The 22,330-nt window shown below is 68.6% G+C and carries 18 protein-coding genes and 1 tRNA gene; 9 read left to right on the forward strand and 10 right to left on the reverse strand.

All coding sequences use genetic code 11. The features are described from left to right. Positions 1 to 21 precede the first annotated feature (21 nt). Positions 22 to 98 (reverse strand) — tRNA-Met (locus E8A49_RS12530). Between the two features lie 295 nt (positions 99 to 393). Between E8A49_RS12530 and E8A49_RS12535 the strand changes: the two genes are divergently transcribed. Further along, positions 394 to 2,772: an ATP-binding protein gene (locus E8A49_RS12535; RefSeq protein WP_293381430.1), complete on the forward strand. Its 2,379-nt coding sequence runs from the start codon at positions 394 to 396 to the stop codon at positions 2,770 to 2,772. 7 nt (positions 2,773 to 2,779) lie between these two features. Here E8A49_RS12535 and E8A49_RS12540 read toward each other — a convergent pair whose 3' ends face one another. Next, positions 2,780 to 4,543: an FAD-binding oxidoreductase gene (locus E8A49_RS12540; RefSeq protein WP_293381432.1), complete on the reverse strand. Its 1,764-nt coding sequence runs from the start codon at positions 4,541 to 4,543 to the stop codon at positions 2,780 to 2,782. A gap of 248 nt (positions 4,544 to 4,791) precedes the next feature. Here E8A49_RS12540 and E8A49_RS12545 point away from each other — a divergent pair, with 248 nt between their 5' ends. Continuing rightward, positions 4,792 to 5,712, forward strand: coding sequence for a CPBP family intramembrane glutamic endopeptidase (locus E8A49_RS12545; protein WP_293381435.1), 921 nt, complete (start codon positions 4,792 to 4,794; stop codon positions 5,710 to 5,712). A gap of 12 nt (positions 5,713 to 5,724) precedes the next feature. Here E8A49_RS12545 and E8A49_RS12550 read toward each other — a convergent pair whose 3' ends face one another. After that, on the reverse strand, positions 5,725 to 6,498 hold the full coding sequence (locus tag E8A49_RS12550; protein WP_293381438.1) for a hypothetical protein: 774 nt from the start codon (positions 6,496 to 6,498) through the stop codon (positions 5,725 to 5,727). Between the two features lie 142 nt (positions 6,499 to 6,640). Between E8A49_RS12550 and E8A49_RS12555 the strand changes: the two genes are divergently transcribed. The 3 genes from E8A49_RS12555 (at position 6,641) to E8A49_RS12565 (ending at position 8,934) form a co-directional block, all read left to right on the forward strand. Beyond that, positions 6,641 to 7,570, forward strand: coding sequence for an IS1595 family transposase (locus E8A49_RS12555; protein WP_293381441.1), 930 nt, complete (start codon positions 6,641 to 6,643; stop codon positions 7,568 to 7,570). Positions 7,571 to 7,982: 412 nt separating this feature from the next. Further along, the gene (locus E8A49_RS12560) at positions 7,983 to 8,189 is read left to right on the forward strand and encodes a hypothetical protein (protein ID WP_293381444.1); all 207 of its coding nucleotides are present in this window, start codon (positions 7,983 to 7,985) and stop codon (positions 8,187 to 8,189) included. Positions 8,190 to 8,286: 97 nt separating this feature from the next. Then, positions 8,287 to 8,934 carry a hypothetical protein gene (locus E8A49_RS12565; protein ID WP_293381447.1) on the forward strand — a complete coding sequence of 216 codons (648 nt, stop codon included), beginning with the start codon at positions 8,287 to 8,289 and terminating at the stop codon, positions 8,932 to 8,934. Positions 8,935 to 9,081: 147 nt separating this feature from the next. On the opposite strand, the gene E8A49_RS12570 is transcribed toward E8A49_RS12565, so the two are convergent. Together E8A49_RS12570 and E8A49_RS12575 are read right to left on the reverse strand one after the other, a co-directional pair. Next, a complete protein-coding gene (locus tag E8A49_RS12570; protein ID WP_293381450.1) occupies positions 9,082 to 9,291 on the reverse strand; it encodes a hypothetical protein in 210 nt (69 codons plus the stop codon). Between the two features lie 263 nt (positions 9,292 to 9,554). Then, a complete protein-coding gene (locus E8A49_RS12575; protein ID WP_293381453.1) occupies positions 9,555 to 10,175 on the reverse strand; it encodes a hypothetical protein in 621 nt (206 codons plus the stop codon). A gap of 173 nt (positions 10,176 to 10,348) precedes the next feature. On the opposite strand from E8A49_RS12575, the gene E8A49_RS12580 reads away from it, so the two are divergent. Together E8A49_RS12580 and asnB are read left to right on the forward strand one after the other, a co-directional pair. Continuing rightward, a complete protein-coding gene (locus E8A49_RS12580; protein WP_293381456.1) occupies positions 10,349 to 11,377 on the forward strand; it encodes a glycosyltransferase in 1,029 nt (342 codons plus the stop codon). Between the two features lie 3 nt (positions 11,378 to 11,380). Further along, on the forward strand, positions 11,381 to 13,159 hold the full coding sequence (gene asnB / locus E8A49_RS12585) for an asparagine synthase (glutamine-hydrolyzing) (protein ID WP_293381459.1): 1,779 nt from the start codon (positions 11,381 to 11,383) through the stop codon (positions 13,157 to 13,159). 121 nt (positions 13,160 to 13,280) lie between these two features. On the opposite strand, the gene E8A49_RS12590 is transcribed toward asnB, so the two are convergent. From E8A49_RS12590 to E8A49_RS12600, 3 genes are all read right to left on the reverse strand, one after another. Beyond that, the gene (locus E8A49_RS12590) at positions 13,281 to 14,225 is read right to left on the reverse strand and encodes a nitronate monooxygenase (protein WP_293381462.1); all 945 of its coding nucleotides are present in this window, start codon (positions 14,223 to 14,225) and stop codon (positions 13,281 to 13,283) included. A gap of 169 nt (positions 14,226 to 14,394) precedes the next feature. Beyond that, entirely contained in the window at positions 14,395 to 16,335 is a 1,941-nt protein-coding gene (locus E8A49_RS12595) for a M1 family metallopeptidase (protein ID WP_293381465.1), read from the reverse strand. A 70-nt stretch (positions 16,336 to 16,405) separates the two neighbouring features. After that, positions 16,406 to 17,518 carry an NAD(P)/FAD-dependent oxidoreductase gene (locus tag E8A49_RS12600; RefSeq protein WP_293381468.1) on the reverse strand — a complete coding sequence of 371 codons (1,113 nt, stop codon included), beginning with the start codon at positions 17,516 to 17,518 and terminating at the stop codon, positions 16,406 to 16,408. Between the two features lie 204 nt (positions 17,519 to 17,722). Here E8A49_RS12600 and E8A49_RS12605 point away from each other — a divergent pair, with 204 nt between their 5' ends. Both E8A49_RS12605 and E8A49_RS12610 read left to right on the forward strand, forming a co-directional pair. Beyond that, the gene (locus tag E8A49_RS12605) at positions 17,723 to 18,904 is read left to right on the forward strand and encodes a serine hydrolase (RefSeq protein ID WP_293381471.1); all 1,182 of its coding nucleotides are present in this window, start codon (positions 17,723 to 17,725) and stop codon (positions 18,902 to 18,904) included. Positions 18,905 to 19,722: 818 nt separating this feature from the next. Next, positions 19,723 to 20,943, forward strand: a complete 1,221-nt coding sequence (locus tag E8A49_RS12610; RefSeq protein WP_293381474.1) for a hypothetical protein — start codon at positions 19,723 to 19,725, stop codon at positions 20,941 to 20,943. On the opposite strand, the gene E8A49_RS12615 is transcribed toward E8A49_RS12610, so the two are convergent. Further along, the gene (locus E8A49_RS12615; protein ID WP_293381477.1) at positions 20,920 to 21,387 is read right to left on the reverse strand and encodes a hypothetical protein; all 468 of its coding nucleotides are present in this window, start codon (positions 21,385 to 21,387) and stop codon (positions 20,920 to 20,922) included. The genes E8A49_RS12610 and E8A49_RS12615 overlap by 24 nt on opposite strands. An 83-nt stretch (positions 21,388 to 21,470) precedes the next feature. Then, positions 21,471 to 22,330 (reverse strand): DUF6537 domain-containing protein (locus tag E8A49_RS12620; protein WP_366928816.1); only part of this gene is annotated, 860 nt, incomplete at its 5' end.

Consider the following 22,330-nt stretch of genomic DNA (forward strand, 5'->3'; position numbering starts at 1 on the left):
AAGGTTCGCGCTGGGACCCGGTGGTAGCTGGGGGCGGGATCGAACCGCCGACCTGTGGGTTATGAATCCACCGCTCTAACCATCTGAGCTACCCAGCCGCGCAACCGCGCGCGCGCCGGGTCCCAGCGCGAAGGCGCGGGTTATAGGGGCTCGCCCTCCGGGCATCAAGTGAGGCCGCGGCAAGTGAGCTCGGGGTCGCGACGCCGCCTCGGCGGGCCCTGAACCCGGACCATGCGACAAATCGCCGTGCGCGATCAAATCCGTCGCTTAACCCTTTTCGGCGATGTTGTCGGAAATTGACGTTATCCGGAGTTGGGCTTGAGTCCGCGAGCTACGAACGATCGAGCGCCGCCGGCCGCGAACCTCCCGTTCGGGCTCGAGCCGTCGCTCGCCGTGTTCGACCGCGCCACACTGGTGGCGAGGGGCCTGTTCGCGGATTCACAGAGCATCATCATCCTGGTGAAGGACGGCAAGGCCTGGCGCAGCCGCTACGACAGCGGCGCCATGCCCCAGCGCGATCCCGCCGCCGAGCAGGTCATCGCCACCGGCGAGCTGCTGTGGATCGAGGACGCCCACGTCCATCCCCTGGTCTGTGACTCCGCGGTGGTCAAAGGCCCGCCCTACCTGCGCGCCTACATCGGGGCGCCGATCCGGATGGAGAACGGCGCGACCCGGGGCGTGCTGGTGGTCGTCAACCGGCGGCCGCTGCCTTACGACGCCTCCAAGGCCGCCCAGCTGGCGGCGCTGGCCGCCTTCGTCGCCGACGAGTGGGAACGCGCCGAGATCGCCTACGCCCACAGCGAGTCGAACGCGGCCCTCGCCGCGTCGCGCACGACCCAGGCGGCCCTGTTCAGCGCGGTGCCGATCTCGCTGGTGCTCACCGACACCCAGATGCGCGTGGTGGCGGCCAGCCGGGTCTGGGAGACCCACCTCGGCCAGCGGGACAAGCCCTATGTCGGGCGCACGATCTTCGAGATCGCGCCCCAGGTCTACGAGCCCTGGGCGTCGCTCTACGACGAGTGCCTGAAATTCGGCCATCGCCACAGCGGCCGGCGCGTGCCGGTGGGCAAGGTGGGCGAGCGCACCATGTGGATGCAGACCGAGATCAAGCCCTGGCGCAACTCCGACGGCGAGATCGGCGGCCTGATCATCACCGGCGACGACGTCTCCGAGCTGGTCGAGGGCCTGGAGCGCGCCGAGCGGTCCGAACAGCGCCTGAACGTCGCCCTGCAGGTCGCCGACGTGCACGTCTGGGAGCTGGACCACCGCCGCCGGGAGCTCATCAAGTCCGAGGACATCGACAACCTGTTCGACCGCCAGGTGACCTACGAGGACCTGGCGCAGGACATCATGTGCAACATCGACCCGCGCGACCGGCCCGCGGTGCGCCAGGCCTGGCGGCGCCACGTGGAAGAAGGCGAGCCTTACCGCCCGCAGTACCGCATCAACCGCGCGGACGGCGTCGAGATCTGGGTCGAGGCCTCCTCTCGCCAGCTGCGCGGCGGCGACGGCAAGACCCTGCGCGTGGTGGGCGCGCTGCAGGACATCACGCGGCGCCGGGAGAGCGAACACGCCCTGCGCCAGGCTCGCGACGAGGCGGAGGCCGCCAACAAGGCCAAGTCCGTCTTCCTGGCCACCATGAGCCACGAGATCCGCACGCCGCTGAACGGCGTCCTGGGCATGGCCCAGGCCATGGCGGCCGAGGAGCTTTCGCCCGCCCAGCGCGAGCGGCTGGACGTCGTGCGGCAGTCGGGCGAGAGCCTGCTCGCCATCCTCAACGACGTGCTCGACCTCTCCAAGATCGAGGCCGGCAAGCTGGAGCTGGAAGAGACCGAGTTCGACATCGAGGCGCTGGCGCGCGGCGCCTACGCCGCCTTCACCGCCATCGCCGCGGCCAAGGACCTGACCTTCGAGCTCACCGTCGAGCCCGCCGCCCGCGGCGTCTGGCGGGGTGACGCCACCCGCGTGCGGCAGCTCCTCTACAACCTGGTCTCCAACGCCATCAAGTTCACCGAAGTCGGCGAGGTCGAGGTCCGCGTCAGCCGCGCGCCGAAGGCCAAGGGCGCGGGCCTGGTGCTCCGCGTCCGCGACACCGGCATCGGCATCGCCGCCGAGCCTCTCTCGCGCCTGTTCACCAAGTTCGAACAGGGCGACGCCACCACCACCCGCCGCTACGGCGGCACGGGCCTGGGCCTGGCCATCTGCCGCGAACTCGCCGAGCTCATGGGCGGCGAGATCCTCGCCGAGAGCGAACCGGACCGCGGGTCGACCTTCACCGCCCTCCTGCCGTTGCGGCGGATCTCGCGCGCCGCCCCGCCGCCGGAGCCCGCCGCGGAGACCCCGCCCGCGGCGGTCCTCTCAGGCCCCCTGAAGGTGCTGGCCGCCGAGGACAATGCGGTCAACCAGCTGGTGCTGAAGACCCTGCTTCTTCAGCTCGGCCTGACCCCCGTCGTGGTGGGCAATGGCGCGGACGCGGTGGCGGCCTGGGAGGCCGAGCCCTGGGACCTGATCCTGATGGACGTCCAGATGCCGGTGATGGACGGCCCCACCGCCACGCGCGCCATCCGCGCCGGCGAGGCCCGGGCCGGCCGCGCCCGCACCCCGATCGTGGCCCTGACCGCCAACGCCATGAGCCACCAGGTGTCCGAATACCTCGCCGCCGGCATGGACGATTTCGTCGCCAAGCCCATCGAGGCGGCCCGCCTGTTCGAGGCCATCAGCCGCGCCGCGGACGGCGAAGGCCCGGCGGAGGACGCGGCGGCCAACGCCTAGCCGCCGCTCACGCCGTGCGCGTGAACCCGTCCGCGCTCCAGCCCTCGCTGCCGACCCCATGGTGGACGGTGAACAGGCCCGAGGGGTCGTAGCGGCGCTTGATCCGCTGCAGGCGCGTGTAGTTCGGGCCCCAAAAGGCCTGCTGCCAGTCGGGCTGGAAGTAGCTGCACTCGTTGACATAGGCCCCCGCGCCGGGCGCGCAAACCCGCAGCGCCGCCATGGCCTTGGTCACCTTGGCGCGGTTGACGCTGGCCAGCGGCCCCTCGCCCGACGCCATGCCGCGATAGGCCGCCGGCCCCGCCGCGCCCATGATGACGAGCGCGAAGGCGTCCAGCACCTCCGGATTGGTGGCGGTGTCGCGCGCGGCGGCCAGGGCCTCGGGCGGCGCGCCCGCCAGGCCCTTGTTGAAGTGCAGGCTGAGGCCCCAGGTGCGGCTGGCGGCGAACAGGGCGTCGGCCAGTTTGCCGCGGCCTTCCGGCTGCAAGAGCGACGAGGGCAGCCAGACGGACTCATAGGCGTGCCAGAAGGCGCCCACCTGGTCGCCGTCGCCGGTCCACCAGAAGCGCCCGGCCGGCGCGCCGGGACGCTGGTCGAGGGTGATGGCCCCCGGCGCGTTCTTCATGAACTCGGCGTCCCAGAACTTCCGCGCCGGCAGCGGCAGGGCCAGCAGCCCCTTTTGGCCCTCGTAGTCGTCTGGGCTGGCGTCGGCGAACGCCACCAGGGGCGCCCAGGCTGCGCGCGCCTCGGCGCCGGTCAGGCCCTGGAACACCATCTGCACATCCAGCCGGTTGTTCGAGCCGATCCGCACCTGCTCGCCCCAGTGCGGATTGAACAGGTTGGCCGCGTAGAGCTCGACGAACCGGCCGATCAGGCGCCGGAACGCCTCGTCGGACTTGGCGTGGATGCTGAGCCGCACCGCGCCGAAGGTCTCCGGCAGCGGATGGGTGGCCAGCGTCAGGCGGGTGATGATCCCGAAGGTCCCGCCGCCCCCGCCTTTCAGCGCCCAGAAGAGGTCGGGCTCGCGGGCGTGGTTGACCACATGGACCTGGCCATCGGCGGTCACCACCTCGGCCTCCAGCAACCCGCCCGCCGCCGTGCCGAAGCCCTTGGAGTGGCTGCCGAAGCCGCCGCCCTGCACCAGGCCCGCGATCCCCACGGTGGTGCAGCCGCCGCCCTGGACATAGCGCCCCGCCCCGGTGGTCACCGCCTGGTAGGCGTCGAGCCAGATGCAGCCCGCCCCCGCCGTGACCGCCGCGACCGGCGCCGCGCTCGACCCCTTCGGCGTGAAGCCTTCGTGCACCGTCACTTCGCGCATCCGCCGCGTCCACAGCATCAGCGAGTCCGGCGCGTTGGAGGCGCCCAGGTAGCTGTGCCCGCCGCCGCGCACCACCAGGCGCAGGTTGTGCGCGCGGGCGAAGCGGACGGCGGCCACGACATCGGCGGCGCTCTCCGCTGACACCGCATAGACGCTGGGGGACGACTGCCAGGCCTCCAGCCAGCCGCTGCTCTGCGTCAGGCCCGGCTGGTCGCCCACGTAGAAGGGGTTCTTCATCAGCTCGCGCACCGCCGGGTCGTTGACGTCCGGCGCCGTCACGGGCGCGAGCCGTCCGCCCACCGCCTGCTTCAGCCCCGCCCAGTCGCCCTCGCCCGGCCAGCCCGCGGCCCCCGGCCGCGCCCGGCCGGCTCCGCCCGCCGCGCGGGCGGCAGGGACATGCAAGGCGCCGGCGGCGGCGAGCGCCAGGCTGGCGCCCAGGAATTGGCGGCGGGTCATCGAAGGGCTCCCGGATCGGTGGATTGGATCACGGCCCGACCTTGGCCCCGCGCCGCCCCAGCCGCCAGCCCCGCGGGACATCCGGCGCTGCGGCGGGGACGGCGCCGCCCTCGCCGGGGACCAGCGGCGGGCCGGGCGTGACGAGCGGAAGGCCGAGCCCGGCAGCGGCCTTTCATGAACAATCCCTAAGTTGCGGATGGCGGCCCGCGCCCTCATACGGCGAAGCTTCCTTGACGCCGGAGACCGGCATGACCACCTTGTCCCGCCCCCGAAACCCGATCGTCTTCCTCGTCGCCTACCTGGCCATCTGGGGCGCGGCGACGGCCTACCTGGCCTTCAAGGGCGCGGATTGGACCTTCCCGCTGATCTCGCTGGGTATCTTCGGCGCGGGCTTGTCTGGCCTCGCGATCCTGCTGACCCGCAAGGCGCGGCCGGAGACGATCCGCGTCGCGCGCCCGGGCCTAGAGCTGGCCGCCGTCCTGGGCTTCCTCGTGATCTACGCGCTCGGCTTCCTCGGCTGGGGCATGGGCGCCCTGCGCCACGGGATCCCGCCCGGCCGGGCACAGGAGGTCGCGGTCACCGCCGTGAAGCTGGCGGTGCATGTGGGCCTGCCCGCCCTGCTGCTGCTGGCCCTGGGCGCCCAGGTGCGCCCGCTGTTCCGCGCGCACGCGGGCAAGCCGGGATTCTGGCCGCCCTTGGTCGTGCTGGGCGCGATCATCCTGGGCCTGATCTGCGTGGTCAGCCCGTCCCTGAAACAGATCGCCGGCCTGCACGCCTCGGTCCTGACCCTGGCCTGGGCCGCGCCCGCCGCCTTCGCCTGGATCGCGGTGGACGCCGGGCTCTGCGAGGAGTTCCTTTTCCGCGCCGTCCTGCAGACCCGCCTGGCCGCGGCGCTGAGAAGCGAGACCGGCGCGGTGGTGATCGGCGCCCTGATCTTCGCCCTGGCCCATGCGCCCGGCCTCTTCCTGCGCGGCACGCCCGACACCGACGGCTATTCCACCGACCTCCTGCAGGTCGTGGCCTTCACCATCGCGACCCTCTCGCCGCTGGCCCTCCTGTTCGGCACGCTCTGGGCGCGCACCCGCAGCCTCCTGCTCGTGGTCCTGCTCCACGCCTGCGTCGACGTCCTGCCCTACCTGCCGGACTTCGTGCACACCTGGGTCGGGTAGGGCGCGCCCCGATCACTCCCGCGGCCCGTCGTACGGCCGTCCATAGGCCTCTTCCCACCGACGCTCCTCCTCGTCGTTGCGCGGCGGGATCACCAAGGGTTCGCCGTTGGGGCCTTGGCCGAACTTCACGAGGATGATCTTCAGCGGGCTTTCGTCCTCCGCCTCGTCCTTCCGCACCGCCTCCACCACCAGGGTCTCGCAATATTTGCGCGGCGCCAGGCGCGCCGTCTGCCAGCGGATCACATCGAACTGCAGCCGCGAGACCCAGACGTTCCCGGTCGTCGCCGCCAGCGCCACGTCGCGCGCCTCGTCGAACAGATAGTCCGCCTGCATCCTGCGGGCCTGGACGTACATCTCCTGGAAGTCCTCGTGCCGGCTCACCCAGCGCAGGATGGTGGCGTAGGTCGGCATGGCCGGGTCGCGGCCGATGGCGGTCAGGCTCTCGCCGTGCGCTAGGCGCAGGCAGATGGTCTCGCCGATCTCCCGCCGATAGGTGCTGCCGCGCCCGCGCGGCTGGCGCTCGGCCTCCAGCCGGCCCCAGATGCGCCGGTCCCCCAGCCGCGCCGCCGTCCGCACGGCGCGCAGCGCGCCCATCAGCTTGGCCCCGAAGTCCGGATGCGCCCGCGCCCAGGCCCGCACCGTGTTGCGGCAGGGCATCTGCGGCTCCCGGCAGATCGCCGCGATGGTCTCGCCCGCCTCAACCCGCGCGCAGATCGCCTGGCCCAGCGCCGGCGCGAACTTGCTCTCGCCCGGACGCCACGCCTGGCGCCCGCCTCCATCCACCATGGTCCCGATCCCGCGTCTCGCCGCCCCCGCCGGGCAGGCCCTCGCTGGCCCTAAGCCTTGCTCAAAACGGCGGAAATGGGCGTTATTATACTTGCCGTACCCATACCGTCTGATAAGGTAGCCGTCATAAGGAGTTACCCCGATGTCGGTCCTCAGCGCCCCGCACTTCCACAACGAGAAAGCCGCCTACGCCTACGTGGAGGCCCGCGTGTGGCCGCAGGGTCCGGTTTGCCCGCATTGCGGCGGGTATGAGCGCATCGGCGCGATGGGCGGCAAGTCCACCCGGATCGGCGCGTACAAGTGCTACCAGTGCCGAAAGCCCTTCACCGTGAAGGTCGGGACCATATTCGAAGCGAGCCACGTTCCGCTGCGTCTGTGGCTGCAAGCGATGTTCCTGATGGCCTCGTCTAAGAAGGGCATCAGCTCCAACCAACTGCACCGCACCTTGGGTGTGACCCTCAAGACCGCTTGGTTCATGAGCCACCGCATCCGCGAGGCCATGCGTTCAGGCGACCTCGCGCCGTTCGGTCATGGCGGCGGCATCGTGGAAGCTGATGAGACCTTCATCGGCGTCGAGCCCGGCGAGCCCAAGGCGAAGGCTGGCGGCAACCACAAGATGAAGGTGCTGAGCCTTCTGGACCGCGACACTGGCGCCAAGCGCTCGTTCGTTCTGGACTTCATCAGCGCCAAGGCGATTGGCGAAATCGTCGTCGCCAACCTGAGCCGCGAGGCGATCCTGATGACCGACGAGGCCCGCCATTATGTGAAGCTGGGCCAACAGTTCGCGGGCCATGGCCACACCCACCACGCGGCTGGCGAGTACGTTTCGCGCCTGAACCCGCAGGTGCATACCAACACCGTCGAGGGCTCGTTCTCGATCTTCAAGCGCGGGATGCGCGGCGTCTACCAGCACTGCGGCAAGCAGCATCTGCACCGCTACCTCGCTGAGTTTGACTTCCGGTACTCCAACCGCGTCGCCCTGGGGATTGGTGATGTCGCTCGCGCCGATACCGTGTTGCGGGGTATCGTGGGCAAGCGTCTCACCTATCAAATGTCTAGTGGGCAAGCGTGACGATGAAGAAGCCGAGGAAGCCAACGGACGAGGACGAGGCTCAAAGCCGACGGTTCATTCAGGCCGCAAAGGATCTGGAAGCCGCTGGCGAACTAAACCTCACCGAGGCCGCAGAATCATTTGACAAATTGTCCGACTCGATTTTGCGGCCAGCCGTTGGCAACGTTGCCGCGAACGGCGTTCGCGAAGCTCCTGTAAAAGGGAAGTAATTATTACGCGCTTGCGCTAGGGCGCGCGGACTCTGTAGAGATTTCTTTAGTGGGAGAATCCGGTGGAGCGGGTCAACCAAATTCGTGCCCGTCAAGGGCCGGACGTTGATTTCCTGTGCCCAAACCCCTACTATATGTTGAACCTTCAACGGCGGTTAACCGTTGGGGGTTCAGATCGCAACGGCAACTAGAGGAGCGCCGCCATGACCGATATCGCATGCAAGCCGCTCGCCGATCATATCGCGGAGCGGACCCAAGCCGGGCTCGTGGACATTAAATTTTATGTTCACGATAAGAGCGGCGCTTCCATTCCGAAGGTGTGCGCCGAGGCACAGACCTTGTTTGACGCCGTGAAGAACGGCGCGACTGAGGACTACGCGTTCGACGATCGTCATGAAATGGTCGCTTAGTCTGTCGCCAGGGTTGATCTACCCTTAGAACTTGGTTACCCAGACCGCCTCCAAGCCCTAGCTTCACGCTGGGGCTTTTTGGTTTGGGAACGGCGCCGTGGCGACGATCTTCGAAAAGCTTCGCGTTGTCTTCAGCTGTGCCGAGCGGCTGAATACTGCCATCTGGATGGATGGTCGCGCCCCTGAATATTTATCGATTGCCGAACTGGCCGACTACGTCACCAACCTGACGGGAGTCACCATCACCTTCAAACAGGTAGACGCGGAAACAGACCACATTTGGGGCTGGCTGGAGCGCTACGGACCCGAGGGAAAACAAGCGACTATCTATATCGTGAAGAATATCCCCGAGCGCGCGAAGCCGGCGGTCGCCGCAAAGGAACTTTGTCAACTTCTCCTCGACGAACATGAAGATTGGCAACCTGACGGCCAAGATACCCTGGAGCGCCTAGTCACGCCTCAGGTCGAACTCGATACGCCTGACAATCTGGCGGTGCGCTCGGAGGTCATGGCGGAGCGCCTGTCATATGAAATTCTCTACCCCGTGGAGCTTCGCCGCAAACACGTCGAGGACATAGCGCAGGGAGCCAAGGCGGTGCCCGAGATCGCGGCCGTAGTTAGGCTGACGGTGACGACAGTCGAGATGCTATTGGCCGACAATTATATGCGGTGGGCCACCCGCTGGTGGGAAATCATCTTGGCCGAACACGACGCCAAGGTCGCATCCGCTAACGCCGCCGAGTAGCGGGCATTGCGGTATCCCAATACCTTGTGGTATTGGGATACCTTATGGATCGCGAAGCTCTCCGCCTTGAACTCCTACGCCTGGCGGTAGCGCTGGCGAAGGACGGACCCGAGGCCCTCGAAATTGCGAAGGCCCTGGAAGGCTACGTCAGGCGTCCTTCAGACGCCTGAGCGGGATCGCCACGGCGATCAGGCACTCGGCGTAGGTGTCCAGCAGCCACTTGCGCTCCGCCGTCGCGCTACCAGCCATATTGGTTGTTAGTCTCTTGCCCTCGTTACTGGCGATGATTTCCAGCAACTTGAAGGCCACATGTTCCGGCGTGTTCTCGCCCACGTTCATGATTTTGGCGTCGGCCATTTCTCTGTTCCCGTTCCTGTTTGGATCGGGCGCAACCATAGGGCGCCGAACCCGCACGCGCTACGGGTATGGGTACGGCAAGTATAATAACGCCCGGAAATGTCAAGAACAAAAAAGGAACAACCTGCGCGAACTCTCGGAATTCCAAGTCAGCTTTGCAACGCACCTCCTCACGGTCGCCTATGACCTAAACCGACGCGTGGCGTAGGAAGCGCTACTCAAATGAGTCCCTAGTTCCTGAAATCGAACTATCGGAAATCAATTTAGACACGAAAATACGCAAACATCCCTTCGCGAGGCGCGGCGGGAGGTGGCATGTTGATCCCACGGCTGATCGCCAATTTCGCGCGTCTGGCCGGATTCAATATAGCCGAAATATGATATACGAGCTTTTCTCTCTCTTCATCATCAATATATAGAATTTCTACATTGTTGTATTTTTCCGCTTTTCTATCATTTTTGTTTCCGAACCTTAAGATGTAGCTACGCTGCTCATTAAACGCATAATATGAATTCACCAGAGCGGTCGCCTCATCCTGCTGTAACAATCCAATTTTCTCTAAGTTGCACTCATAGATTTGGAAGAAATTTATTGTCGGAAACCAGGTTGATTTCTCATTCTTGTTTCTTGCTCTCTTTTTTTCTTCCGCCATGACGCGTTGCAGATTTTGCAAGTCCGCAAGTAGTGCAATCCGCAATATTTTGATCTCATGATATAAATCGAGATCTTTCTCGTGTTCACGCTGCGTATCCGCGGTTCGATTCAAATAACCACTCCAAAGAAGTCCCGCGACTACCCCGAAAAAACTCAGTACAGCGGAAATATAGGTGCCGAACTGCTCCCACGCACCGTGTCCGCCAATTGTGACAGATACGTCGTCCACCGCCGCCCCCTCCGTTTGACTACGCCATCATATACGGCCTTGCTTGCAGTACGGAAAATGTTGCCATACTCAATGTACATTTTCTACCCGATGCTTTCTCGGCGGGGTTCGTCCAGCTCAGCCCCGCGCCCCCTTCTGCCCCAGCCCCGCCTCCGCTACCTTCTCGCCCACACATGAGCGTGCTGCATCTTTTGGGAACGGCCGGCGATGGCGGGGCGGAGACCTACTTCGTCGACCTGGTCACCGCGCTCAGGCGCGCCGGCGTGGCCGAGGCCGCGGCGCTGCGCCGGCACGCGGGGCGTGAGGCGGCGCTGAAGGCGGCGGGCGTGCCCGTGAGGGTGCTGGGCTTCGGCGGCCCGCTGGACATCCTGACCCGCACCGCGGCGGCCGGCTACGCCAAGCTGCAGGGCGCGAAGCTGCTGCTGGCCTGGATGAACCGCGCCGCGCGGCACACGCCCAAGGGGCCCTGGGCGCGGATCGGCCGGCTGGGCGGTTACTACAACCTCAAGTACTACGCCGGCTTCGAGGAGCTGGTGGCCAACACCGAGGACATCGCCGAGTGGATCGTGAGCCAGGGATGGCCGGCGGGCCGCGTGCGCTGCATCCCCAACTTCGCCGGCGCGCCCGCGGCGGGGCCGGCGGCGGACCGCGCCGCGCTCGACACCCCGCCGGACGCGCCCTTGTTGCTGGCCATGGGCCGGCTGCATGAGGCCAAGGCGCACGATATCGGCCTGCAGGCGCTGGTCATGCTGCCCGGCGCCTACCTGTGGATCGCCGGCGTCGGGCCGCAGGAGGCCAAGCTGAAGGCCATGGCCGAGGGCCTGGGCGTGGCGGGCCGGGTGCGGTTCCTGGGCTGGCGCACCGACCCGTCCGCCCTCTACCGGGCCGCAGACCTCTGCGTCTTCCCCTCGCGCTACGAGCCCCTGGGCAATGTGGTGATCCAGGCCTGGGCGCACGGCCTGCCGGTGGTGGCCGCCGAGAGCCAGGGCCCCAAGGCGCTGATCGAGGACGGCCGCGACGGCCTCCTGGTTCCCATCGACGACCCCGGCGCCCTGGCCGAGGGCGTGCGCGCCCTGCTGGCCGACCGCCCGCGCGCCGCCCGCTTCGCCGAACGCGGCCTGGGCCGGGTGGCCGCGGAATTCTCGGAAGCCGCGGTCATCGCCCAGTGGAAGGCCCTCTTCGACGACTACGGGGCGGCTTAGAGCATGTGCGGCATCGCGGGCCAGGTCGGCGGGACGGACGCGCGCGCGCAGCCGATGATCGAGGCGCTGGCCCACCGCGGTCCCAACGGCCTCCGCGTCGAGACGAACCCTGCCGCCGCCCTCGCCCACGCCCGCCTGTCGATCATCGACCTGGAGGGCGGCTGGCAGCCGCTGCACGCCGCCGGATCGACCATCGTCGGCAACGGCGAAATCTACAACTACATCGAGCTCGCGCGGGACCATCAGCTGGGCGAGGTCCTTTCCACCGGCTCGGACTTCGAGCCGCTGCTGCATCTCTACGCCCGCGAGGGCGAAGCCGCGTTCACCCGCCTGCGCGGCATGTACGCCTTCTGCCTGGTGGGCGGCGACGGGCGGACCTGGCTCGCCCGCGACCCCTTCGGCATCAAGCCGCTCTACATCATGCAGCACGAAGGCGGCCTGGCCTTCGCCTCGGAGCCCCGGGCCTTCTTCCAGGCGCGGATGATGGGTGCGGCAGCCGACGACGAGGCGGCGGCCGAGCTGCTGGACTTCAACTACACGCTCGGGACCCGCACGCCCTTCCAGGGCCTGCGGCGCCTGGCCCCCGGCGAGGTGATCCAGGTCCGCGACGGCCGCATCGTCGCCAACTGGCGGCAGGCTTGGTTGGTCAAGCCCGCCCCGATTGTCCCGACGAAAGTCGGGACCCAAGCTGAGGCTGCGGTGGCCGCACCCGCCCTGCCAAGCCCCCAACGCCCCATGGGTCCCGACTTTCGCCGGGACGAGCGGGGGTTGATCGATCAGCTCGACGCCGTCCTCGAAGACAGCGTCCGCATCCACCAGCGCTCCGACGTACCCTATGGCCTGTTCCTCTCCGGCGGGATCGACTCCGCGGCCATCGCCACCCTGATGGCGCGGCTGAACGAGCGGCCGGTGACCGCCTTCACCTGCGGCTTCGACGCCGCCGGCGCGGCGGACGAGCGGGCGCAGGCCGAGAAGGTCGCCCGCGCCCTGAACCTCGACTGGCGCGAGACCCGCTTCGGCGAGGCGGACTTCTGGCGCGTCGCCCCGCAGGTCGCCTGGGCGCTCGACGACCCCACCGCCGACTATGCGACCCTGCCGACCTACAAGCTGGCTGAAGCCGCCAAGGGAACCCTGACTGTCGTGCTGACCGGCGAGGGCGGCGACGAGCTGTTCGCCGGCTACGGCCGTTATCGCCGCGCGCTTCGCCCCGCCTGGCTGGGCGGCCGGCCCGCCGAGCCGCGCGGCGCGGACCCGGCCGCCCTGGCGCGCTGGCGGGCGGAGGCGCGCGGGCCGGAGGGCCTGACGCCCCTGCAGCGCGCGCAATGGGCCGACATCCAGACCTGGCTGCCCAACGACCTCCTGCTCAAGCTCGACCGCTGCTTGATGGCGCACGGGCTGGAGGGCCGCACGCCCTTCCTCGACCCGGCGGTGGCGGCCTTCGCCTTCCCCCTGGCCGACCGGTTCAAGGTGCGCGGCCGCTATGGCAAGTGGCTGCTGCGCAAGTGGCTGGAGCGCCATTGCCCCGCCGCCGAGCCCTGGGCGCGCAAGCAGGGCTTCACCGTGCCCGTCGAGGCCTGGATCGCGCCCAAGGCCGGCGACATCGCCCAGCGGATCGGCAAGGTCGACGCCGTCCGCCGCCTGCGCCCCGACGCCGCCGAGGCGTTCCGGTCGGAGACCTCGGGCCAACGCTGGCCCCTGCTGTTCTTCGCGCTCTGGGCCCGCATCCACCTGGAGGGCGCGACGCCCGCCGAGGCGTTGGAAAGCGTGGCGGGTGCAATTTAGACCGTCATCCTCCGGTCAGCCGCAGGCTGATCCGGGGGACCCAAGCTGAATCGCCTACGCGCCCAACGCCGCTTGGGTCCCCGGATCGCCTCTTCGGGCGACCGGAGGATGACGTCTATGCTCAAGCCACCGTCACCCCGTACCGCGCCCCGATCTCCGCCACCGTCGTCTCGAATTCCTCGACCGTCTCGCGGATGATCTGGGCGACGGGCTTGACGCTGTCGATCCGCCCGGCGACCTGGCCCGACAGCGCGATCGACGCCTCCATGTCGCCGCCGAAGTAGAGGTCCAGCGCGCGGCCGAACTCGCCCATGATGTTCTCCGGCGGCGCCTTCTCGTACTCGGTGGTCTTCTCGGTGCGCAGCGCGCGCAGCGCGGGTCCAGGCCCGAACCGGTTCAGGAAGACCGTGTCGGTCTCCTTCGCGCCCACGATCATGTCCTTCCAGTTCTGGTGCACCGGGCTCTCGGCGGCGGAGACCATGCGGGTGCCCATCTGCACGCCCTCGGCGCCCAGGGCGAAGGCCGCGGCCATGGTGCGCCCGTCGGTGATGCCGCCCGCGGCGATCACCGGCACGCCGACCTTGGAGCAGACCAGCGGCAGCAGGACCATGGTCGAGACCTCACGGGCGTTCTTGAACCCGCCGCCCTCGCCGCCCTCCACCACCAGGCCGTCGACGCCGGCCTCGATGGCCTTCATGGCCGCGGCCAGCGACGGCACCACATGGAAGACGGTCAGGCCCCGGCCCTTCAGCGCCTCGCAATAACGATTGGGATCCCCCGCCGAGGTGGTGACGAACCTGACGCCCTGGTCGGCCACGAAGGAGACGATGTCCGGGTCGCGGACGAAGGCCTGGGCGACGTTGATGCCCCAGGGCTTGTCGGTCAGCCCCTTCATCTTGACCACCTCCTCGCGCACCTCGTCGAGTCGGCCGGAGGAGGTCTCGATGATGCCGAGGCCGCCCGCGTTGGACACCGCCGACGCCAGCTGCGCCCGGGCGATCCAGCCCATCGGCGCCTGGACGATGGGGTACTGCACGCCTAGCAGCTCGGTGATGCGGTTCTTCATTCTCTGACTCCCTTGGCGCTCGTTGCGATCAACCCCAACAGTCGTCATCACCCGGCTTGTCCGGGCGACCCAAGCGGCGTGGGCGATGACCTCCCTGGGCTTGGGTCCCCCGGATCGCCTCTTCGGGCGACCGGAGGATGACGGTCGTGGAGTGGTCTGGAGCGCTCCCCTATTTGGCCTTCATGGTGTTGTTGGACCGGTCGGCGTCCGGCAGGCGGTGATCCGGGTCGACGGTCGCCTCGGCCACCGCGCCGCCGTCGATGGGATAGGTGTGGCGGCCGGTCTGCATCCAGGTCTCCACCGGGATCCTGATGTCGCGGGTCTTGCCGTCCTTGAAGGTGACCCGCAGCATCGCCGGCAACACCAGTTGCCCGCGGTTCTCCACCGTCACTGAGGCCCCCTTGGCCGGGTCGTTGACGACCTCGGTCACGGCCATGTCGTGGCTCCAGTTGTTGAGGAAATAGCCGCGCCAGAACCAAGAGAGGTCCTCGCCGCCGGCGCTCTCCATCTCGCGGAAGAAGTCGCTGGGCTTCGGGTGCTTGAACGCCCAGTCGGCGATGTACTTTCGGAACGCCGGGTCGAACCGCTCGGGACCCAGGATGTCCTCGCGCAGCAGGGTGAGCCCGAAGGCGGCTTTGAAGTAGGTCACCGGGTGGCGGTACTTCTCGCGGATGGTGTCGCCCCGGCTCATGATCACCGGCGCCTCGGGGTCCTTGATCAGCTCGGCGATCTGGTCGGCGGGCGTGCCCTTCGCATCGGGCGCATATTCCCCGTCGCGCTTGGGCCCATAGACGCCGTTCTCGAAGTCGTCGGACTCGTAGACGTCGATGAAGGTGTTGATCCCCTCGTCCATCCAGGCGTCGCGCCGCTCGTCGGAGCCCACGATCATCGGGAACCAGGAGTGGCCGATCTCGTGCGCCGAGATGAAGAACAGGGTCTTCGACTTATCGTCGATGCCGTCGAAGACGATGCCTGGATACTCCATGCCGGTGGCCGGGCCCGCGACGTTGATGGCGTTCGGCCAGGGATATGGATACCAGCGCTTGGAGAACCGCTCGACGGCGTCCTTCATATATTCGGTGGAGCGGCTCCAGCCCTCCTGGCCGACGCTTTCCGGCGGATAGACCGACTGGGCGACCGAGGTCTTGCCGCCCGGCAGGTTGATCTTCGCCGCGTCCCAGACAAAGGCGCGGCTGGCGGTGAAGGCCACGTCGCGGGTCGAGGTCATGTGGAAGCGCCAGGTCTTGGTCGCCCCGTTGGCGGGCGGCGTGGCGGCCACCTCCTCCGGCGTGCGGATCAAGACCGTCTTGTCGCTGGCCTTGGCGCGGTCGAAGCGCGCCCGCTGTTCGGCGCTCAGCACCTCGCCCGGGTTCGTGAGCGCGCCGGAGCCGGCCACGATCATGTCGGCCGGCACGGTCACCGCGTAGTCGAAGTCGCCGTACTCCAGGTAGAATTCGTTCGCGAGGTATGGCAACGTGTCCCATCCGCGCAGGTCGTCGAAGACCTGCAGCCGCGGATACCACTGCGCCAGATCGTAGATGTCGCCAGACTTGTTGGTGTTCCACGCCATCCGCCCGCCGAACAGGCCGGGGATGGTGAAGTGGTAGCGGATGGTGACCTTCACCTGGCCGCCGGCGCCCTTCACCGCCGCGGGCAGGTCGACGCGCATCCGGGTGTCGGAGACCACGGTGTTCGCCGCTTGGCCGCCGACCGTCACCGCGTCGATGATATAGCCCTCGGTGGATTGTTTGGGATCGACGCGCCGGCCGCCGGACATGGCGTAGCCGCGGCTGTCGCGGCGGTAGAGGTTCTGGTCCATCTGGAACCAGAGGAAGCTTAAGCTCTCGGGGCTGTTGTTGGTGTAGGTGACCGTCTCCTCGCCGGAGAGCACGTGGGCGGCGGTGTCGATCTTCGCGGCGATGTTGAAGTCGGCGCGGTTCTGCCAGTAGGCCGGGCCGGGCGCGCCGGAACCGGTGCGGATCGTGTTAGCCGGCAACGGCAAGGTCAGCGGCCCGAAGGTCTTCAAGGGGTCGTAAGGCGCCGCCGGCGTCTGGGCGTGGGCGGAGGCCGCCAGGACGGAGGCGGCGGCCAGCAGCAGGATCGAACGCAAAGGAATCCCCCGGAAGAGCTTGAGCGCGGCATCTGGCGCCCAAGGCGCCGGTCCCGCAAGGGCGCGCGGGCTAAAGCCCGAGCCGAGCCGCAACCTCTTCGCCCAATGCCAGCGACGAGGTCAGCCCCGGGCTCTCGATGCCGAATAGGGCGACGAGGCCGGCCAGCCCGTGCATCGAGGCGTCATCGATGCGGAAGTCCGGCTGCGGATCGTCGGGGCCGTGCAGCTTGGGGCGGATGCCGGCGTAGTCGGGGGTCAGCGCTTCCTCCGGCACGGCGGGCCAGAACTTGCGGATATAGGCGGTGAAGTCGGCCCGCGCGGCCGGGTCGACGCTGTAGTCCAGCGCGTCCACCCAGAAGAGGTTCGGCCCGAACACCGCCTGGCCCCCCAGGTCGCGGCGGTAGTGGGTCCCGAGGGCCCCGTGGATCGGCGGCGGGTAGATCAGCCGGGAAAAGGGCGCCTTACCGGCCAGCCGGAAGTAGATGCCCTTGCCGTAGAAGGCCTTGGGGATCTCCGCGGCGGGGAAGCCCTCGATGCTGGCCGCCGCGTCCTGAGCGAAGAGGCCGGGCGCGGTCACCAGGTAGCGGCAGGTCAGCGTCGCCGCCTCCGCCCCGCCGGCCCGCACCGAAAAGCCGCCGCCTTCCAGCGGGGTCGCGCCCTCGAAGGGCGTCGAAGTCACCACCGCCCCGCCGCCGGCCTGGATCTCGCCCTCCAGCGCCAGCATATAGCCGTGGCTGTCGAACACCCCGCTCTGCGGCGACAGCAGCGCGCCATAGCAGTGCAGCTGCGGCTCCATGGCCAGCGCCTGGGCGGCCGTGAGCTCCTCCATGCCCTCGACGTCGTTGGTGCGCGCCTGCTCCAGGATGGGGCCCAGGCGGCCGACCTCCTCGGGGCTGGTCGCCACCACCAGCTTGCCGCAGCGGTCGTAGTCTACGTGGTGCGCGTCGCAGAAGGCGTAGAGGGCGCGCCGGCCCTGGACGCACAGCCGCGCCTTCAGCGATCCGGTCGGATAGTAGAGCCCGCCGTGCGCGACCTCGGAGTTGCGCGAGGAGACGCCCTGGCCGATGGCCGCCTCCTTCTCCAGCACCGCCACCGCCAGGCCGCGCCTGGTCAGCGCATAGCCGGTCGCCAGGCCCACGGCGCCCGCGCCCACCACCACCGCGTCGAAGTCGAAATCCGCCATGACCCTGGCCTAGCGCGGAAGGCCGGAGAGCGAAACCTTCCCGTCGTCATCCTCCGGTCGGCCGCAGGCTGATCCGGGGGACCCAAGCTGCCTCGCCGACTGGCCACTCAGCTTGGGTCCCCCGGATCGCCTCTTCTGGCGACCGGAGGATGACGGGAAGTGGGGAATGCGGGTAGCGTCCGCGCGCAGACCTCGGGAGGGACGATGCGCAGGATTCTCGGACTGGCGGCCGCCATGGCCCTGACGGCGGCGGGCGCCGCCCAGGCCCAGGTCTCCCTCGACCCGAACCATCCCACGCCCATCGCCGCGATCCTGGCCTGGCGCGGCGAGGAACAGGCCAAGGGCTTCCGCGACATCGAGCACATCTACAAGACCCACACCATCAAGCGCGGGACCCACGTCCATCCCCTGCCGCTGGCCGCCCACCAGATCGCGCCCACCGTCACGATCGACGGCAAGGCCCTGAGCATCGACCAGTACATGGCGGCCCAGCGCGCCTCCGGCCTGCTGGTGGTGAAGGACGGCAAGATCGTGCTGGAAAAGTACGCTCTCGGCCGCAAGCCCACCGACCGCTGGACCTCATTCTCCGTCGCCAAGTCGATGACCTCGACCCTGGTCGGCGCGGCGATCCAGGACGGCAAGATCAAGTCCATCGACGACCCGGTCACCCGCTACATCCCCGACCTGAAGGGCAGCGCCTACGAGGGCGTCACCGTGCGCCAGATGCTGATGATGAGCTCCGGCGTGCAGTGGAACGAGGACTACACAGACCCCGACTCCGACGTCGCCAAGGCCGGCAACTCGGTCACCGAGCCCGGCGTCAACCCGATGGTCAGCTACCTGCGCAAGCTGCCCCGCGCGCATGCGCCGGGCTCGACCTTCCACTACAACACCGGCGAGACCGACCTGGTCGGCGTGCTGGTCTCCAAGGCCACCGGCGAGACCCTGGCGCAGTACGCCTCGGAGAAGATCTGGAAGCCCTACGGCATGGAGCAGGACGGCGCCTGGATGGTCGATCCCGGCGGCCAGGAACGCGGCGGCACCGGCATCTCCATGACGCTGCGCGACTACGCCCGCCTGGGCCTGTTCATCGAAGGCGGCGGCGTGGCCGCGGGCAAGCCCGTCGTCCCGAGCTGGTGGGTCGCTGACGCCACCAAGCGCGAGATCGACAACGGCGCGCCCGCGCCCGGCGGCTACGGCTACTTCTGGTGGGTCCGCGAGAACGGCTCCTACGAGGCCGTCGGCATCTTCGGCCAGGCGATCACGACGTTCCCGAAGGAGCACCTGATCGTCGTCCAGAACTCCGCCTGGCCCGCGGCGACCGACAAGGGGCTGAGGGCACAGTACAACGCGATGCTGGACGCGGTGCGGGCGGCGGTGAGGTAGGGGTGAGCATAGCCTCCTCTCGACTTGCATCTGTTAGTTGTTCGCCTAACGTGAAGTTCCGAGCAAACTCATGGTGAGAACTACGTGACCGCGCGCCGCGTCGCCGCTGCTGTCTTGCTCCTGGTAGCCGCGGTAACGTTCTTCGTCAGCGGCGACAACACAACTATTCGAATTCTCGGCGTTCTCTGCGCTTTGGCCGGTGCCGGTCTCTCGGCCCCCCGATCACCGCTTCAACGGTCAGCGCGGCCTCTTGTATCGACAGAGGCTGATGTGAAAGCGGCCTCACGCAAACGCCACCGCATCCTAGTAGTCGGAGCGCTGATCTTTGCCTCCTACGCAACCCTCCGGATCACGTTGCCCTACGTGTTGCCCCATATGTCTCAAACCGGAATCCTACCAATATTGGCTGTGTTGGCATTTTTCCTCGTAGGGATGGCGCTGCTCGTTTGGCTCATGGTTTTCGCTGCCAATAGGCAAGGCTGAACTCCGCATCGGATCGATGGGCATTTGGGGGCCAAGGCCACCCCGCGCCTTAACACCATGCCGGCCAGTTTGCTCTGGGCCCGGGCTTGGTCAAGGACCGGCCCCTGGCCGGCCGCGGAGCGGCGAGCGCTTTGCCCTCGTCCTTGAGCAAGCCCGGGCCCAGAGCTCCAATCTCGCCATGGGGTTGAAGGCTTCCTCCGCATCCAAGGATGCGAGATCTAACAACAGCCTGCTCCCCCAATCCTGCATAGCTGGCCTGCGAAGTTTGCTTCTAGGCGCCCCTGTCGAAACGGGCCGATGCTGCGGCCTCCTCTTCCGTGCGGGACCCAGACCCCATGACCCCTCGCCCAGCCTCCGCAGCGCCTGCGCCCGACCATCTCGTCGCCGAGGTCGCCGGTCCGCCGTTCGTGCCGTCGGAGGCCGCCGCGGCCATCGTGCTCGGCGTGCTGGCGCTGCTGATCTCCGGCCTGTTCGGCCTCCTGCTGGCGGCGCTGTCGGAGGAGGGCCGGCTCTCGGCGTCGGGCATCGGGCTCACCGCCATGCTGGAGGCGCTGACCACCGGGGTGGTGACCGGCGCGGCGGGGATCGTGCTGAAGCCGGTGCGGCTGCGCACCGTCGCCGTGATCGCCACCCTGGTCCTGGTCGCCATCGACCTCGCCACGGTGCGCGCCAGCGGAGCCGGGGTGCTGCTGGTCAGGGCCCTGGCCGGCGTGCCGGAGGGCGTCCTCCTGTGGATCTCCATCGGCTTCATCTCGCGCACCGCCACGCCGGAGCGCTGGGCGGCGATGCTGTTCACCGGCATGGGCCTGACCCAGCTCGCCGCCGCCACCGGGCTCTCGGCCCTGGTGCTGCCGCGCTTCGGCGCGAACGGCGGCTATGTGGTGGTGGCGGTCGGCGCCGCGCTCTGCCTGCTGGTCGCGCCCTTCCTGCCGCGCAGCCTGGGCGCCTCGGCCGCCGGCGGAGAGACCTCCGGCTCGCCGCCCCTGCGTGGCTGGGTGGCCCTGGCCGGCACCCTGGTCATGGCCGGCGCCCTGACGGCGGTGGCGGTCTATGTGGTGCCGCTGGCGCAGCAGGCGGGGCTCAGCGTCGGGGTGGGACGCACGGCGGTCTCCGTCTCCCTCGCCTGCCAGATGATCGGCGGCGTGCTGGCCACCATCCTGGCCGGGCGCGTCCGCTACATCACGGTCTTCTGGGTCTGCGGGGCGGTGTTCGCGGCCACCTGGGGCGTCTACGCCATCCACGCGCCGGCCTGGCTGTTCATCGGCATGAGCGGGGCGGCCGGCCTCGCCGCCTTCGTCGCCGGGCCCTTCCTGGTGCCGATGACTGTGGAGGCCGATCCTTCGCGCCGGGCCGCCATGCAGAGCGGGGCGGTGCAGCTCCTGGCCGGCGCCTTCGGTCCCCTGCTCGCCGCCCTGCTGGTCAGCGACCGCGACGTCCACGGCGTGCTGATCCTGGGCTTCGTGCTGCAGGCCATCGGCCTGGCCGTGGCCACCGTCCTGCACCGCACCGGCCAGACCGGCCGCGCCCCCGGCCTACTCCCGGAACCATCCGCCTAGCACGCAGGCCGTCTGGCCGTCGTGCAGGGTGACGGTGGCGGGCCGCCGGTAGCCCGGTTCGAGCTCCTGCGTCCGGCCGCCCACAGTGACCGACAGCCGCGTGGGCTCGGTGAACTGACAGACGAAGTCGGGCTTGCGGTCGAAGGCGCCGTGCTGCGGGATCGAGGCGCAGTCGGCGGCGCCGAACAGATAGCCGAAGGTCGCCCCGCCATAGCTGAAGCGGTGCGGATCGCGGTGCAGGGCGATCTCTTTCCAGCTGTGCGTCGCCGCGGGACAGGCCGGCCCGCGGATCGTCCAGGCGTCCTTCATCCCCTGCTTGTGCGACCACAGCGCATAGAGCGCCCCCAACGGGACCGCCGCGGTCAGAAAGACCACGCTGGCGACCATGAAGGTCCCCGTGGCGCCGCGGCGCGGCTTGCGGACGATCTCGGCTGCGATGGACACGGTGGGACGCCGGCTGGTTTACATCTGTAGCTCTGGAGAAATTACAGATGTAGCCCAGCGAGTCAATCGGTCCGACGGCCGGTTCAGGCCGGCTCCAATACCTTCGCATCGGCCTTTTCCCAGCGGCCCCACAGCGCCTTCTCCTCGGCCTTGGCGGGGGCGACGGAGGCCTCCTTGATGTGGCCGTAGCCGCGGATCTTCTGCGGGATGGCGGCGATGCGGACGGCGGTCTCCAGGCGCTCCGGCGTCAGGCCGGCGGTCAGGCGGTCGAGGCCGGCCTCATAGTCGGCGATCAGGCCGCGCTCCATCTTCCGTTCGGCGGTGTAGCCGAAGAGGTCGAGCGCGGTGCCGCGCAGGCCTTTCAGCCGGGTCAGCAGCGGGAAGGCGGCGTCCAGCATCCAGCCGCTGAAGGCGATCTTCTTCGGCCGGCCGTCCTTGCCCTTGCGCGCGATCATCGGCGGGGCCAGCCAGACCTTGGTCTTGCCGCCCTTGAAGGTCTCGTTGCGGTAGGCCTGGAAGCGGCCGTCCGTATAGAGGCGGGCGACCTCGTACTCGTCCTTGTAGGCCATCAGCTTGTAGAGGTTGACGGCCACGGCGCGGGTCAGGGCCTCGGACGTCCCACCTTCCGGCCCTAGCTTCGCCTCGGCGGCCCGCACCTGGGCCACGCGGTCGGCGTAGCGCTTGGCGTAGGCCGCGTTCTGGTAGGCGGTGAGCTCGGCGGTGCGCCGGGCGATCAGGTCGTCCAGCGGCATGGTCTCCGGCGTCGGCACGTCGTCCTCCCGCTTGCCGCGGAAGGCCGGGTCGGCGGCGGCCTTGCGGCCCAGCTCGAAGGCCTGCAGGTTGGCCTCGGCGTCGACGCCGTTCAGCCGGATCGCGCGGTAGAGCGCGCGGCTGGAGACCGGCACCACGCCCTTCTGCCAGGCGAAGCCCAGCATGATCATGT

The organism is Phenylobacterium sp. (assembly GCF_004799515.1).
Classification (GTDB): domain Bacteria; phylum Pseudomonadota; class Alphaproteobacteria; order Caulobacterales; family Caulobacteraceae; genus Phenylobacterium.